Origin of the sequence: Antrihabitans spumae, from assembly GCF_043944905.1 — a bacterium.
GTDB lineage: Bacteria > Actinomycetota > Actinomycetes > Mycobacteriales > Mycobacteriaceae > Antrihabitans > Antrihabitans spumae.
The window spans coordinates 1-14,310 of sequence record NZ_JBIMSN010000098.1 but is presented as its reverse complement, the minus strand read 5'-3'; the positions used below and the strand labels follow the sequence as shown (position 1 = coordinate 14,310).

12 protein-coding genes and 1 pseudogene are annotated in these 14,310 nt (G+C 65.1%); 10 read left to right on the top strand and 3 right to left on the bottom strand.

Going from position 1 to position 14,310, the window contains the following annotated elements; genetic code table 11:
• Positions 1–219 precede the first annotated feature (219 nt).
• Positions 220–954 (top strand): TMEM165/GDT1 family protein, encoded by a 735-nt coding sequence (locus tag ACHIRB_RS21215; RefSeq protein WP_395124969.1) that lies wholly within the window; start codon positions 220–222, stop codon positions 952–954.
• Here the strand turns inward: ACHIRB_RS21215 and ACHIRB_RS21210 are convergent.
• Complete coding sequence (locus ACHIRB_RS21210) at positions 875–2,557, bottom strand: patatin-like phospholipase family protein (RefSeq protein ID WP_395124970.1); 1,683 nt, start codon at positions 2,555–2,557, stop codon at positions 875–877. The two genes, ACHIRB_RS21215 and ACHIRB_RS21210, sit on opposite strands and share 80 nt — an antisense overlap.
• A gap of 89 nt (positions 2,558–2,646) precedes the next feature.
• Here ACHIRB_RS21210 and ACHIRB_RS21205 point away from each other — a divergent pair, with 89 nt between their 5' ends.
• Together ACHIRB_RS21205 and ACHIRB_RS21200 are read left to right on the top strand one after the other, a co-directional pair.
• On the top strand, positions 2,647–3,594 hold the full coding sequence (locus tag ACHIRB_RS21205; RefSeq protein WP_395124971.1) for a phosphotransferase: 948 nt from the start codon (positions 2,647–2,649) through the stop codon (positions 3,592–3,594).
• Between the two features lie 36 nt (positions 3,595–3,630).
• On the top strand, positions 3,631–3,945 hold the full coding sequence (locus tag ACHIRB_RS21200; RefSeq protein WP_395124972.1) for a TFIIB-type zinc ribbon-containing protein: 315 nt from the start codon (positions 3,631–3,633) through the stop codon (positions 3,943–3,945).
• An 86-nt stretch (positions 3,946–4,031) separates the two neighbouring features.
• Here ACHIRB_RS21200 and ACHIRB_RS21195 read toward each other — a convergent pair whose 3' ends face one another.
• Entirely contained in the window at positions 4,032–4,592 is a 561-nt protein-coding gene (locus ACHIRB_RS21195; RefSeq protein WP_395117348.1) for a TerD family protein, read from the bottom strand.
• Between the two features lie 513 nt (positions 4,593–5,105).
• Positions 5,106–5,708: pseudogene (locus ACHIRB_RS21190) on the bottom strand (sporulation protein); the annotation flags it as partial.
• Positions 5,709–5,783: 75 nt separating this feature from the next.
• Here ACHIRB_RS21190 and ACHIRB_RS21185 point away from each other — a divergent pair.
• The 7 genes from ACHIRB_RS21185 to ACHIRB_RS21155 all read left to right on the top strand — a co-directional run bounded on the left by ACHIRB_RS21185 (position 5,784) and on the right by ACHIRB_RS21155 (position 14,261).
• On the top strand, positions 5,784–7,565 hold the full coding sequence (locus ACHIRB_RS21185; RefSeq protein WP_395117319.1) for a DUF7800 domain-containing protein: 1,782 nt from the start codon (positions 5,784–5,786) through the stop codon (positions 7,563–7,565).
• A gap of 93 nt (positions 7,566–7,658) precedes the next feature.
• The gene (locus tag ACHIRB_RS21180) at positions 7,659–9,167 is read left to right on the top strand and encodes an adenylate/guanylate cyclase domain-containing protein (RefSeq protein ID WP_395124973.1); all 1,509 of its coding nucleotides are present in this window, start codon (positions 7,659–7,661) and stop codon (positions 9,165–9,167) included.
• A 9-nt stretch (positions 9,168–9,176) separates the two neighbouring features.
• The gene (locus tag ACHIRB_RS21175) at positions 9,177–9,548 is read left to right on the top strand and encodes a VOC family protein (protein ID WP_395117323.1); all 372 of its coding nucleotides are present in this window, start codon (positions 9,177–9,179) and stop codon (positions 9,546–9,548) included.
• 105 nt (positions 9,549–9,653) lie between these two features.
• Positions 9,654–10,421, top strand: coding sequence for an SDR family NAD(P)-dependent oxidoreductase (locus ACHIRB_RS21170; RefSeq protein WP_199704625.1), 768 nt, complete (start codon positions 9,654–9,656; stop codon positions 10,419–10,421).
• A 243-nt stretch (positions 10,422–10,664) separates the two neighbouring features.
• On the top strand, positions 10,665–11,873 hold the full coding sequence (locus tag ACHIRB_RS21165; protein WP_395117325.1) for an alkane 1-monooxygenase: 1,209 nt from the start codon (positions 10,665–10,667) through the stop codon (positions 11,871–11,873).
• Positions 11,874–11,942: 69 nt separating this feature from the next.
• Positions 11,943–13,556: a GMC oxidoreductase gene (locus tag ACHIRB_RS21160; RefSeq protein ID WP_465254678.1), complete on the top strand. Its 1,614-nt coding sequence runs from the start codon at positions 11,943–11,945 to the stop codon at positions 13,554–13,556.
• An 84-nt stretch (positions 13,557–13,640) separates the two neighbouring features.
• Complete coding sequence (locus ACHIRB_RS21155) at positions 13,641–14,261, top strand: class I SAM-dependent methyltransferase (RefSeq protein WP_395117327.1); 621 nt, start codon at positions 13,641–13,643, stop codon at positions 14,259–14,261.
• Positions 14,262–14,310 lie beyond the last annotated feature (49 nt).

Below are 14,310 nucleotides of genomic sequence, written 5' to 3'. Positions count from 1 at the left end.
CGTGGTCGGATCCCCAAACTTATTGTGCGCATTGGGTTTTCGAGATGAACGAGTTGCCGGATAACGCGCGTACGGGTATCGTTGGCCGCAGCGAAGGGGAGTAGCCCCCAATTGCGAAGTCGACATACTGGCGAACTCGAGACGAGACGCCCGGCTCCGTGAACCGGTTCACCCGGTGGGCGAGACCTTCGGTCAGCAACCGCGACCGGAGGTATGTCCATGTTTTCCGCGATAGTCCTGAGCTTCGGCGTGATCTTCGTTGCCGAGTTGGGCGACAAATCCCAGCTGATGGCGATGACGTTCGCGCTGCGGCACAAGTGGTGGGTCGTCCTTGCCGGCATCACTGCCGCGACCACCGCGGTCCACCTCATTTCGGTCGGCGTCGGCCACTACCTCGGTGCAGCGCTGCCCGGCCACCTGATGGCCGCCATTGCAGGCGTCGCCTTCATCGGTTTCGGAGCGTGGACGCTGCGCGGTGACTCACTCACCGACGACGAAGCCGACCGCGCAAAGACGACAACCGCACCCGCATTCTTCGCCGTCATGTCGGCATTCCTGCTCGCCGAACTCGGCGACAAGACCATGCTCGCGACCGTGACACTCGCCGCGGACAACGACTGGGTCGGCGTGTGGATCGGGTCGACGATCGGCATGGTCGCCGCCGACGCCCTCGCCATCGTGGTCGGAGCCGTCGCAGGCAAACATCTGCCGGACAACTTCATTCGGATCGCCGCAGCCGGATTGTTCGTCCTCTTCGGCGTCTGGATGCTGCTGGACGTGCTCGGTGCGAACACCGTGCTCACCGCGGCAGGCGCGCTGGTGGGAATGGCAGCCGTGGTCGTGTTCGCAAACCGTTCCCGCTGGTCGGGCAGTTCTAGCGGCGACTCGACACTCGCCGAGTCACCTGCTTCCACGCCGGAACGTACTCCGCAGCGTGGCGCGCAGCCTCGATGATCGAGCTCATCGACTCCGGCACCAACTTCGTGATCGGCGTCGCAACTCCAACCCGCGGCGGACCGTCCCCGTCCCACCACACGGGCTCGAGGAGATGCTTGATCATCGGCAGCGATTCCTCCACCGCTGCCCGACCCCACTGGACCGCACGATCGATGGACGGCCCAGCCGGCGCGAGGTTCGTCGCGGCCAGTGTGGGACTGAACCTGACGATCCGGTCTGCGAACGGCGCATTACCGACCATCTGTACCTGAACTGCCTGCGTGATCGGCTGCAGCCAGAGATGCTTCGGATTCCACTGCGGATGGAAGCAGTCCCACGCGTAGTAGCAGGCGTTTCTGGTGCCGAGCTTGCCGTCCTTCACCCGCAGCCACGCCAACTCCGCAGGCACATTGCTGACCGCTCCCCCGTCGACCAGCGCAGCGACCCCCTTCTGGTCCATCAGTTCGTCGAGCAGCGGATGCATCCGCGGATCTGCGCTCTCGTGGTGCAGCACACCCGGTATCGCCGAGGAGAAGCTCGCCGCGTCGACGACATTGGCGTCGACGGTCAGTTCGTCGGCGCCGAACACGATCGGCTTCACCACGCGAGTGTCGATGAACGCACTGACCTGCCAGAGCCGTGAGATCAGCGCGGTACCCGTGCCGAGTGTGATGTTGGGCAGCACCCGCATACCGATGGCCGTGAGCTCCGAGCGCCGGAACCGCGACGGCAGCTGGTCGAAGGATTGTTTGCGAACGCCCGCAACAACCGTCTCGTACGGAATCGCCAGGTCCGACAGCCGCAGCTGTTCGCCGTCCTCGCGACGGAACATGTCCGCGGCGAAGGCGTCGAAGCGCAGCGAGAAGACACCGGTGAGGCCGTGCCGTCGTTGCAACATCTCGCGGCCGAGAATGCCGCGCAACGTCACTGTCTTGACCCATTCGATGTAGTCGTCGATCGGGATCGGGTTGGTGCGAGCAACGACACTGCCGACCACAGACCCGATCGAGGAGGTCAGGAAGTAGCTCGGGACGACGTTCTCCTCGACGAGCCGTTGCAATCCACCGACGTAGACGTAGCCGGCACCCCCGCCACCGCCGAGGACGCACACAAGCGCTTTGTAGCCGACCTCGGCGTCGAGTTCGTCGAGCGAGAAGTCGTTTGCGTGCCGTTCGGCGAGCAGCCTGCGCTGTTCCTCCAACGGCTCGACGAAATCGACGAGTGCTGCTTTGGCCGCGACGAGGCGTGCTTCGAGATTCTGTTCGGTCCGCAGTGGGTCGTGCAGTGCGTCGACGACTCGGGTCCGGAAGTCGGCCAACTCGTCGGCGACGGACACGTCGCCGCGACCCCGTGTGCCACCGGGACCGGCGGCGCCAGGCTCGAACACCGTCAGCCGTGCAAAGCTGATCAGATACCGCAATCGCCGAAATTCGGTGCGTGTCAACACATCCGGATGGACCAGATCGGCTCGCGTGAGCGCAGCCTCCATGTGCTGCAACGCCAGCACCGGATCCCGCTTCGGTAAACCCACGTCCTCGGGTGCCTCCGCGATGTCGGGTAGGGGTCCCGAACCTGTCACTGCATCGTCGTCGACTCCGGCCGCTCTGCCGTCCTGCGCCATACGTTCAGTCTCGACCACACAGCCCGGCGGCAAGGCCGAAAGCGAATTACTGCATCCGGCTCGGAGCGGCGCTCTGCGACACTCGGCATGTGAGCGCAGGCTTTTCCCACCAACGCATCGTCGCGGCCTTGGTCGAGGTCGGGCGATCGGTAGCGGCTGCGCCGGGTCCGCATGTCGTCCTTGCGGACCGCCGAGACGTCACGGTCGTCGGGGTCGGCGGCTGTGCGGTGAAGCTGCACTCGGCCGCTACCTCCCTTTCCGACCTCACCGTACAGCTTGCGATTGCCGCCGATCCCGCACTCGCCGATGTCTTGCTGCCCCCGATCCCGTTGGGTCCCAACGGTTTCACAGTGACGATCGCCGACCGTCCGGTCACCGTCTGGCCACTCGGCACACCCGTCGATCCCGACGACCCCGACAGCGCACCCTGGCAACAGGGCGCCGAACTCCTTGCCCGCCTTCATCGCGCGCCGCTGCCGGGCGGTCGTGTACCCCCGATGGGCGGACCCGCCCGCGTCGCCGCCGCCGTCGGTCGGCTGCGCGGTTCTCGAGCAGTGTCGATGTCGCAGGCACGAACAGTTCTCGACGCCCACGACACCCTCCCCGCCTGGACCGCACACGGCGGACCCGCGCCAGCCGAGCTGCACCACTGTCTCGTGCACGGGGATTGGCACCTCGGCCAACTCGTCCGCGTCGGCGACACGTGGCGGCTGATCGACGTCGACGACCTCGGAATCGGTCCCGCCGCATGGGATCTCGCGCATCCAGCAGCGTGGACAGCGGTCGGGATGCTGGCGCCCGAGGACTGGCAGGAGTTTCTCGACGCCTATCGGCACGCCGGCGGTCCGGCAATTCCGGCCGGGGTCGACCCATGGTCGGTGCTCGACCTGCCCGCCCGCGCGATCACGGTGCAGGCAGCAGCGCGCGGCGTCCTCGCAGCTGCCGCGCAGGATCGGGCGCTCGACGAGGTCGAGGAACTGCTGATCGAATCGTGTCGCGGAATCGTGCGGATGGGTACGATTCCCGAAGTGCCCTGAGCACCCGCCGGGGCGGATGAATGGTGGAGGCACACCGTGAGCCAGCAGTTCAAGTGTCCGAAGTGTCCCGGCTTCATGCGGACCTACTCGCGAAGCGGACTCCAGATCGAGCAGTGCGACCAGTGCCGCGGAGTCTTTCTCGACTACGGCGAACTCGAAAGCCTCAACCGGGCCGAGCAACAGTGGAATACCCCGGCACCGCCGCCACCGCCACCGCCCGCCTACCCTCAACAGCCCGCATACGGTGCGCCGCAACCGGTTTACGCGGCACCGGCCTGGGGCGCCTCACATGGTGGCCACTACGGCCACCGCAAGCAAAAGAGTTTCGGAAAGATGCTCTTCTCGTCCTGACGGTGCACGCTCACCGCCCACTATCGACGTTTTGGGACGGTTTTTTCCGTTCGAAAACGTCAGGAATGGGCGCTGAGCGTGTCTGTTTACAAACCGAAACCCCGAATGATCCCCGCAAGACCGTCCGCGAAGCCTTGGCCGACCGCGCGGAACTTCCAATCCGCGCCGTGCCGGTACAGCTCGCCGAAGATCATCGCCGTCTCGCTGTAGGCCTGCGCTGACAGGTCGTAGCGCGCGATCTCGCGATTGTCTGCCCGATTGACGACGCGGATGTACGCATTACGCACCTGCCCGAAGTTCTGACCTTTCTCCTGGCCGTCGTGAATCGAAACGGCGAACGCGATCTTGTCCGCGTTGGACGCCAACCTGACCAGATCGACGAGAATCTGCTCGTCGTCGCCCGACCCGGCTCCGGTGCTGTTGTCTCCCGCATGGACGACGGCGCCGTCAGGGCTGTTCAGGTTGTTGAAGAATACGAAGTGCTGGTCCGACAGAGCCCTCCCGTCGGGGCCTGCCACGATCGCCGACGCGTCGATGTCGATGCCGCCGCCGAACGAACTCACATCCCAGCCCAAGCCGATCGACACCGCAGACAAACCATTGGCCTGCTGGCTGAGGTTGACGTTGCCGCCCTTGCTCAGGTTGATCCCGCCACCCTGCCCGGACCGCGCCGGTGCAGCGGGCGGCGCCGGGTTATACGCCGGCGCCGGTGGTGGAGGTGGCGGCGGCGCGTTGTACGCCGGGGCCGGTGGAGGTGTGCCGTACGCAGGTGCAGGTGGCGGCGTGCCGTAGGCAGGCGGTGCACCGTAAGCCGGGGCAGGCGGCGGAGCACCGTACGCGGGCGGTGCGCCGTAGGCAGGTGGTGCCGGAGGTGCGCCGTACGCGGGCGGTGCGCCGTAGGCAGGTGGTGCCGGAGGTGCGCCGTACGCGGGAGGAGCGCCATAGGCAGGCGCAGGCGGCGGACCGCCGAACTGGGGAGGCGGGGTATTCAGGACTGGAGACGCGTGCCGGGACACGCTGCCGCCGAACGAGCCGCCGCCCATGATCCGAGCGAGGTGATCGTTGAGTACCGACGGCCAGTCCTGATGATCGACGGTCGCGAAATCGACTGTGAAACGGTTGGTCTTGTCGCTGCTGCCGAAGAGGCTGCGCCGATCGATTTCGAGGACGACGTCCATGCTGTTGGATCGCGTCACGAACTTCACCTCGAGTTCGTTGACCTGACCGCGAAACTGCGGCGCCGGGTGGAATTCGACTTCCTGATAAAACGGCAGCGGCGAGCCACTCAGTCGGCCACGCTCCAAGTCGGATCCTTTGAGTCGGAAGCCGATCTCCGCGAACGCGGTCACGATCCGTTCCTGCGCGGGCAACGCGAGGATCTGAATCTGATCGACGTCGCCCTTGTCTACGGACCGTGCGATATCGAGTTCGGTTCGCACGCCGACGCGGACCCCGTGGAACGTTGTGCCCGCTACGACGTTGAACGGCGCTTCCCACGGAATGTCGAGTGTGAACGGCACCGGGAATCGTGCGCCTGCCGCCAATCTGAACGGCCCGCTGATGCGGCGTTTGTTGAACTCGACATTGGAGTTGTACTCCGAGTCGTCGGTCTCGACTTCGACCCTTGCCTTCAACGCGAGTTCGATGAAGTTGACGTCGCGATCGGTATGTCCGCCAACGACGTTCACCGTCCCCTGCAAGACGCCACCCGGGTACACCCGCGGATCGTGCAGCACTGTGTCGACGCTGGCGCCGCCACCCATCAGCCCTCTGAATGCCATAGGCCACCCTACCCAGGCCGGCCTACCCGGAAGGGACAATTCGACTAGCCTCTGGCTATGTCGAACGCTGCACTGGTCGTCGGGCCACTCCTTCGTTATGTGGACACCACTCGTGCGACGGTCTGGGTCGAAACCGACCAACCCTGCGAGGTCGAAGTACTCGGTTGCACAGCCCGCACGTGGACCGTGCACGGCCACCACTTCGCACTCGTGATCATCGAGGGGTTGCAACCCGGTTCGCAGACGCCCTACACAGTTCGGCTGAACTCCAATCAGGTCTGGCCTGAACCCGATTCACGCTTTCCGCCGAGCGTCATGCGAACTTTCCGTGACGACGAGACGTTTCGCCTCGCGTTCGGATCGTGCCGGCGCAGCGCACCTTTCGACGACGACGGACTGAAGCGCTTCGGCGCCGACGCCCTCGCGGCGCTTGCCGAGCGCATGGCAACGGCGCCCTACGAGGAGTGGCCGGACGCAATGTTCCTCGGCGGGGATCAGGTCTACGCGGACACGCCGTCGGACGCGCTCGCCGCCAGGCTGGCGGTGGCGCACGAGAATTTGCCGGAGAGTTGGGACGAGGTACGCAAAGAGATCGGCAACTTCGAGGAATACACCTGGCTCTACGCCGACAGTTGGACCCCCGAACCGATCCGGTGGCTCTTCTCGACGGTACAGACCTGCATGCTGCTCGACGATCACGATCTGCGCGACGACTGGAACACCTCGCAGCAGTGGCGAGATTGGATCACCGCCGAGCCGTGGTGGCCGGACCGTGTTCGGGGTGCTTTCGGGTCGTATTGGATCTATCAGCACCTCGGCAATCTGTCGCCCGCCGAACTCGAAAACGACAGCACGTGGGCGATGGTCCGATCCGACATCTCCGACGCCGAGCGATCCGCCAAACTCGATGCATTCGCGTGGCGATCGGATTCCGAACCCGACAGCGCGCGCTGGAGTTTTCATCGCGACTTCGGCAACGAGCACCTGGGGATCCGGATGCTCGCCGTCGATGCGCGCTGTTCGCGCCGACTCGATCCGCAGGATCGTGGCATCGTCGACCACACCGAGCGCGCCTGGCTGGAGGAGAAGGCGAGTACACCTGCGCCAGGCCAGAATTTCGACCATCTACTTGTTGCGACGACGCTGCCGTTCCTCATGGCCCAGGGCATTCATCATCTGGAAGGGTGGAACGAAGCAGTAGCGGGCGGGGCATGGGGTCGCCGATTCAAACGAGTCGGCGAGAAGATCAGACGTGACGTCGACCTGGAGCACTGGGCGGCTTTCCGGTCGTCGTTCGGCATCGTCGTCGACATGCTGGCCAAGATCTCCCGTTCCGAGCACACCCCGGCGACGATCCTCATGTTGGCGGGCGACGTGCACTGCTCCTACACAGCGCGTGCCACGCTGCCGGGCGTCGATCCGCAGGAACCTGCCATCCATCAGCTCACGATGTCGCCGTTCCGCAATCCGCTCGAGAAGTCCATTCGCGTTGCCAACCGCGCAATGAAGACGAGGGCAGTCCGGTGGCTCACCCATCGCATGGCCAAATCCGCAGGTGTAGCCGACGTCGACATCGACTGGGAGATCGACAACGGACCGTGGTTCGAGAACGGCGTGATGACCGTCGTCATCTCCGGCCGGGAGGCCACGCTCGAGGTCGACCACGCCTACGTCGACAACGGTCACCAGTTGCTGCGCCGCACCGCAACCCTGGCGCTGACGGGTCCCCAACAACCTCCCGCACCACGCCGACTCGGCCGTGTGCGCAAACCGCGACGCAGGAAGGGGTCTACTTCCGTGACGTCGGACACGTCGCGCGCCCTGCCTGATTCGCTCTGACCCGGATTTGCCCAGCGTGGGCGTCCGAGATCGGTTTCGAGCGGTTCTCCGGACGGGCAGTGTTGTGACGTCGGTCGGTGATAGACAGAGGACATGAATCCGCCCGCCGACTGGAAACGCAGAGCGTTCCTGCTGCGTGTGCGGTATTCGGTCGGCATTCTGAGCGCCTACGTCATCGGTGCGATCGAGGTCCTCGCGATCATCGCGCTGCTGTCACGGGGCAAGGAGTCCGTCACGCAGGACCTGTTCACGGTTCGCAATATCGCCACCGGAACGTTGGTGCTGACCGGCAGCCTGATCGTCGCCGCGGTATGTACGACGACGTTCGTCGTTCCGGCCCTCGTCTGGTACTCGAAGGGCGAGACGCCGACGGAGGGTCAGGCGTATGCGGCGCTCGAAATACCGCTGCGCCAGACGCTGGTCCACGTCGGCATGTGGTTCGTCGGCGGCGCGGCCATCTTCTTCCTCAACCTGCACTCCGGACTCCGCACGCTTGCGTTGATCGCACTCGGCGTCGTCTTCGGTGGTGCCGCGATCGCCTGCCTCGGCTATCTCGTCACCCAGCAGACACTGCGGCCGATCATCGCTGTCGCCATGTCGGCGACGCCGCCGCAGCGTCCCTCCCCCGGCGTTATGCAACGACTGATCGCGACCTGGGCGCTGTGTACCGCGATACCGACGACTGCGATCTGCGCGATCATCGTCGACAGGTACACGGAGTGGGTCATTGCGCCGGATACGCCGATCGAAGCACCGATCCTCATTCTCGCCGCGACGTCTCTCGGCGCAGGTCTGCGGGGATTGCAGCTCGTCGCCCAGACCGTCTCCGATCCGGTCCGCGAGGTCGGCCGTGCCATGCGCGAGGTCGAGAAGGGCAACACCGACGTCACCGTCAGCGTGTACGACTCCTCCGAGATCGGTCGGCTGCAGATGGGCTTCAACCAGATGGTCGCGAGCGTCGCGGAACGGGAGCGCCTGCAGGACCTGTTCGGCAAACACGTCGGGCAACACGTTGCGAGCCGCGCGATGGAAGAGGAGCCGACGCTCGGTGGTGACGTTCGGGTCGTTGCCGTCCTGTTCATCGACCTTGCGGGATCGACGACGTTGGCTGCGACGCATCCGCCGACCGAGGTCGCGGAGGTGCTCAACGACTTCTTCCACATCGTCGTCACGGCTGTCGACGAGCACGAAGGCCTGATCAACAAGTTCACCGGTGACGCCGCGCTTGCGATCTTCGGCGCACCCCAGGAGATCGACGATCCCGCAGGTGCCGCACTCGCGACGGCACGTGCGCTGCGGACCGCGCTGCGAGCGTTGACGGCCGTCGACTTCGGGATCGGCGTCTCGCACGGCTCGGTGTTCGCAGGCAACATCGGTGCGGAGCACCGCTACGAGTACACGGTGATCGGCGACCCGGTGAACGAGGCAGCGCGCCTCACCGAACTCGCGAAGGACCGCAAGAGCCGGATCCTTGCTTCGCGTCAGGCCGTCTGGGCCGCGGCGCCCGAGGAAGCTGCGCACTGGGCGTCCCGAGGGTCTACGAAATTGCGGGGCCGCACGTCGCGAACCGTTTACGCCGAACCGAGTGCCGAGCCGGATTAGAGTTTGCACATGCTGGATCACCTGGCGATTCAATGTGGCGACGTCGCCGCGAGTGCCGAGTTCTACGACAGCGTGCTAGCCCCGCTCGGCGGTGTGAGACTGATGGATTTCGGCGAGGTGATCGGCTACGGCGTCCCACCGATGCCCGACTTCTGGTTGGGTCCGCAGACCAGCGGCGAGGGCTTCCGCGAATCCCACATCGCCTTTCAGGCCCAGGATCGCGACACGGTTGTTGCATTTTTCGACGCTGCCGTCGAGGCGGGCGCCGAAGTGCTGCACGAGCCTCGGGTCTGGCCGGAATACGACTCGAACTACTACGGTGCCTTCGTCCGCGATCCCGACGGCAACAACGTCGAAGCGGTATGTCACCGCCCCGAATAGCTACCGGTCGGTAACGCCCCGCGCCAAATCGGCATCTGCTCGTGCAGGTTATGGTGCTGTCAATCGTGGTGGCCAAGGACGGTCGCCGGAAGAGAGGTTGAACTAGTGGAAATTTCGGGAAGCGCAGCGCTGGTAACCGGCGGTGCCTCGGGTCTCGGCGCGGCAACTGCCAAGCGCCTTGCCGACGCCGGTGCGACAGTGTTCGGCCTCGACCTTGCGGATTCGATCGAGCGTGCAGGCGACAGCGTTCCTGCGGGTGTCACCCTCATCGCAGCCGACGTGAGCAACGGCGACGAGGTCAAGGCCGCTGTCGACCAGATCGTTGCCTCCGGTGTGCCGCTGCGCATCGTCGTCAACTGCGCAGGTGTCGGTTGGGCCGGTCGCATCCTTTCCAAGCACGGCCCGCACGACCTCGAACTGTTCCGCAAGGTCATCACGATCAACCTGCTCGGAACCTTCAACGTCATGCGTCTCGCGGCCGACGCCATCTCGAAGACCGACGTGGTCGACGAGTCGGGTCAGCGTGGTGTCGTCATCAACACCGCATCGGTTGCAGCATTCGAGGGCCAGGTCGGTCAGATCGCGTACTCCGCATCCAAGGGTGGCGTGCACGGCATGACCATCCCCGCTGCGCGCGATCTCGCGCAGTTCGGCATCCGCGTCAACACGATCGCTCCCGGCATCGTCGACACCCCGATGCTCGCGGGCGTCACTCCCGAATACCGCAAGGGGCTCGAGGCCGGCGTGCCGTTCCCGTCGCGTCTCGCACAGCCGACGGAGTACGCGCAGCTTGCGCAGATGATCGTCGAGCACGACTACCTCAACGGCGAGACGATCCGTATGGACGGCGCTCTTCGGATGGCGCCGAGGTAACGATTCAGCGACAGACAACAGGTGCGGGCGATTCGTCGCCCGCACCTTTTGTGTTTCACGACTCCGGCCAGCGCTGTGACCTGCGGTGGAGCAAACATCATGATGTGTTATTGGCCACCGTCAGACGCCGAGGTGGGATCTAGCACAGATCACCTGTCCAGTTAACAGTTTTCGCCCCAGAACGATCTAACTATTGGTTTCATATTTGAAAGCAATTTCGGTTTGTTTTTGGAAGGAAATTCGATGGGCAAGGCCAAGGTCGCCCGGCAGTGGCGTGACCGCAAGCGCTATCTGTGGGTCATGGGTCCACTGGCGCCTGCGTGCAGTCTGCTGCCGTCGCAGCTTGTCCTGCACACCGGACTCCCGATCTTCTGGTGGATCGGACCCATCGTCTTCTTCGTCGCTATTCCGATCCTCGACTTCTTCGCAGGCGACGACGGCGTCAACCCGCCCGAAGAAGCCTTCGAAGAGCTCTCCGGCGACCGCTTCTACCGCTGGTGCACCTACCTTTTCCTGCCCGTGCAGTTCATCAGCCTGGCAATCGCCGGGTACCTCTGGTCCGACAGCGCTCTCGGCGTCGTCGACAAGATCGGTCTGGCGGTCACCATCGGCCTCGGCAGCGGCATCGGCATCAATGCCGCCCACGAACTCGGTCACCGCGTCGAGAAGCACGAACGTTGGCTTGCCAAGATCGCCCTCGCGCCGAGCGCGTACGGACATTTCTTCGTCGAGCACAACCGCGGCCACCACGTCCGCGTCGCCACCCCCCTCGACCCGGCAAGCTCGCGTTTCGGTGAATCGCTCTGGCACTTCCTACCGCGGACCATCGCCGGTGGCATGCGGTCGGCGGTCCGTCTGGAAGGTCAGCGCTTACGCAGGCAGGGTCGCCGGTGGTTCAGCATTGGAAACAACATCATCCAGGCGTGGGCAATGACCGCAGCGCTGTTCGCTGCGCTCCTCGTCGCCTTCGGTTGGCAGATCGCGCCGTACGTACTGATCAACGCCGTGATCGCGTTCGGCCTCCTCGAGGCCGTCAACTACGTCGAGCACTACGGCCTGTTGCGGGAACGCAAGAGCAACGGACGCTACGAGCACTGCGCACCCAAGCACAGCTGGAACAGCGACCGCATCGTGACCAACGTGCTGCTGTTCCATCTGCAGCGCCACAGCGACCATCACGCCAATCCGACGCGGCGCTACCAAACCCTGCGGACCAGCGACGAAGCACCTCAGTTGCCCGCCGGCTACGCAACCATGGTCGTCCTCGCACTGTTTCCTCCGCTCTGGCGACGGGTCATGGACCCGCTGGTTCTCGCGCACTACGACGGTGACGTCCGGCGGACCAACATCCTGCCGTCGGCGCGCAAACGCATCCTGACCGCACACGGTTACAGCGACGACGATCGTGTCGACGCGGCGGTCGAGCACCCTCGCGCGGCCGTGCCCGTATAACCTCCCTGGTGGAACCTGATTGCCGCCCGTGGGAATCCGGTTGACGGATCGGACGCGGAGGGCACCAGCTTGCTGAACAGACGCCAATTTCTGATGGCCGCAGCCGCGTCGACCGCAGCGGTCGGCGTTGGGGTCCAGTTTGCAGCGCACGCGCAGGCAGAAGGTCCGTGGACCCCACTCTTCCGCTCGTGGGTCCCGGAGATATTCGCACCGCTACCCGATCCACCCGAACACAGCGAGGCCCTGGTCATCGGGTCCGGGTTCGGCGGTGCGATCGGCGCGCTGCGACTCGCGCAGGCTGGCATCCAGACGACAGTGCTCGAACGCGGCTCACGCTGGCCAAATGATCCGTGGCGCGAAATATTCACCGGCGACGACCTGCCGGATGGCCGCGGATTCTGGCATCGCACCAGCTTCACCGGCGTCACCAAGGTCCCAGTATTTTTCGACAGTTTCGGCGGCGTCCTGGACTGCACCTCCTACCCAGGCATCGACGTCTGGCGAGCGGCGGCGGTGGGCGGCGGCTCGGTGATCTTCACCGGCGCGATGGTCGCTCCCCCGAAAGCGTTGTTCGACTCAGTTTTCGGCGGCTCGGTCGATTACAACGAACTGACCAGCCGCTATTACCCGCGGGTCCGCGAGATGCTTCGCCTCTCCCCGATCCCCGCCGACCTGTACGGGTCAGCACCGTTCGCACATTCGCGCGCCTGGGACGAGCAAGCGACGAAGGCCGGCTACGCACCGGTGCCCGTCGATTCGATCTTCGACTGGGACATCGTCCGCGGCGAACTCGCCGGTAAGAGCCGACCTTCGGCTACCGCGGCCCGCAGCAACCTCGGCAATTCCAACGGCGCCAAGTTCGACCTCGACCGCAACTACCTGCAGCAGGCCCGCGACACCGGCAAGGCCGCGGTCTTCCCGGGCCACCGCGTCGACTCGATCGGCAGGGACGGCGATCGATTCACGATCGAGATCACCAAGCTGGCACCGACAGGAGATGTACTCGGTCGGCGAACGTTGACCGCCGACCGCGTCTACCTCGGTGCGGGGTCGATCGGGACCACCGAACTGCTTGTGCGGGCACGCGCGACCGGAACCCTGCCGAACCTCAACGAACATATCGGTGAGGGGTGGGGCACCAACGGTGACGTCGTCCTGGCCCGCGGTGCGAGTTCGATCGCGGGCAACGGCCAGGGCGCGCCCTGCGCGAGCCGCGTCTACGACGATTCCCAACTGCCCACAACGCTCGAAAACTGGTTTATACCAGGCATTCCCATCGATGTCGGCGCACTGGCCTCGCTCGGTATCGTGCTCGACCCGACGCGCGGCAGGTTCGGCTACAACGCGACCGACGGATCGGTCACCGTCGACTGGCCGACCAACGGCAACGACGCAGCACGGGCGTCGGCGGAGGCGGTCAATCATCGGATCGCCGAACGTGGTGGGTCCCTCGTCGAATACGACGCGATCGGCTACGCAGCGAACGCGAACTTCACAGCGCACCCCCTCGGCGGAGCGGTGCTCGGCAAGGCGACCGACAACGTGGGTCGGGTGCACGGTCAGCCGGGTCTTTACGTCCTCGACGGTGCCGCGATCCCAGGCAGTACAGCCACAGCCAATCCGTCGCTCACGATCGCCGCTCTCGCAGAACGCAACATCGAGGCGATCCTGCGAAACCCCTAGGCCGCTCCGCGGCTCGTGAGTCTTTTCGGTGGTCCTGACCTCGCAAAAGACGCACGAGCGGCCTGCCGCCCTATGCTTTTTTCCATGGGCTTTTACGACGACCGCATCCTGCCTCGACTGATCGACGTGACCTGCGGGGCCAGCCTGATCGACCCGCTCCGCAAACGAGTGACCGCCGGACTGCACGGCGACGTCGTCGAGATCGGATTCGGGTCCGGGCTCAACGTTCCGTTCTATCCGGCAGCGGTCGAGAAGATCAGCGCCGTCGAACCCGCGGACATCGGTTGGCGGCTGGCGGGCAAGCGCGTCGCCGAGTCAGCGGTGCCGATCGAACGGTCGGGGCTGGACGGTCAGTCCCTACCGTTCGACGACGACACGTTCGACAGCGCGTTGTCGACGTTCACCCTGTGCACGATCCCCGACGTCATGGCTGCGTTGCAAGAGGTCCGCCGGGTGCTCAAACCCGGCGGGACCCTGCATTTCGTCGAACACGGCATCGCCCCCGACCCGTCCGTCCAGCGCTGGCAACGGCGACTCGAACCGATCCAGAAGCGGGTGGCCGGGGGCTGCCATCTGACCCGCGATACCGCACAACTGGTCACCGACGCCGGCTTCGAACTGATCGAGGTCGACTCGTTCTACCAGCACGGAACGCCGCGGCCATACGGCGCCGCGACGGTGGGGGTAGGCCGCACCGGCTCGTGAGTTAAAGGTGCCCTCCGGACGCGCTGCTGGGGTGAAAATGGGGTGTGGT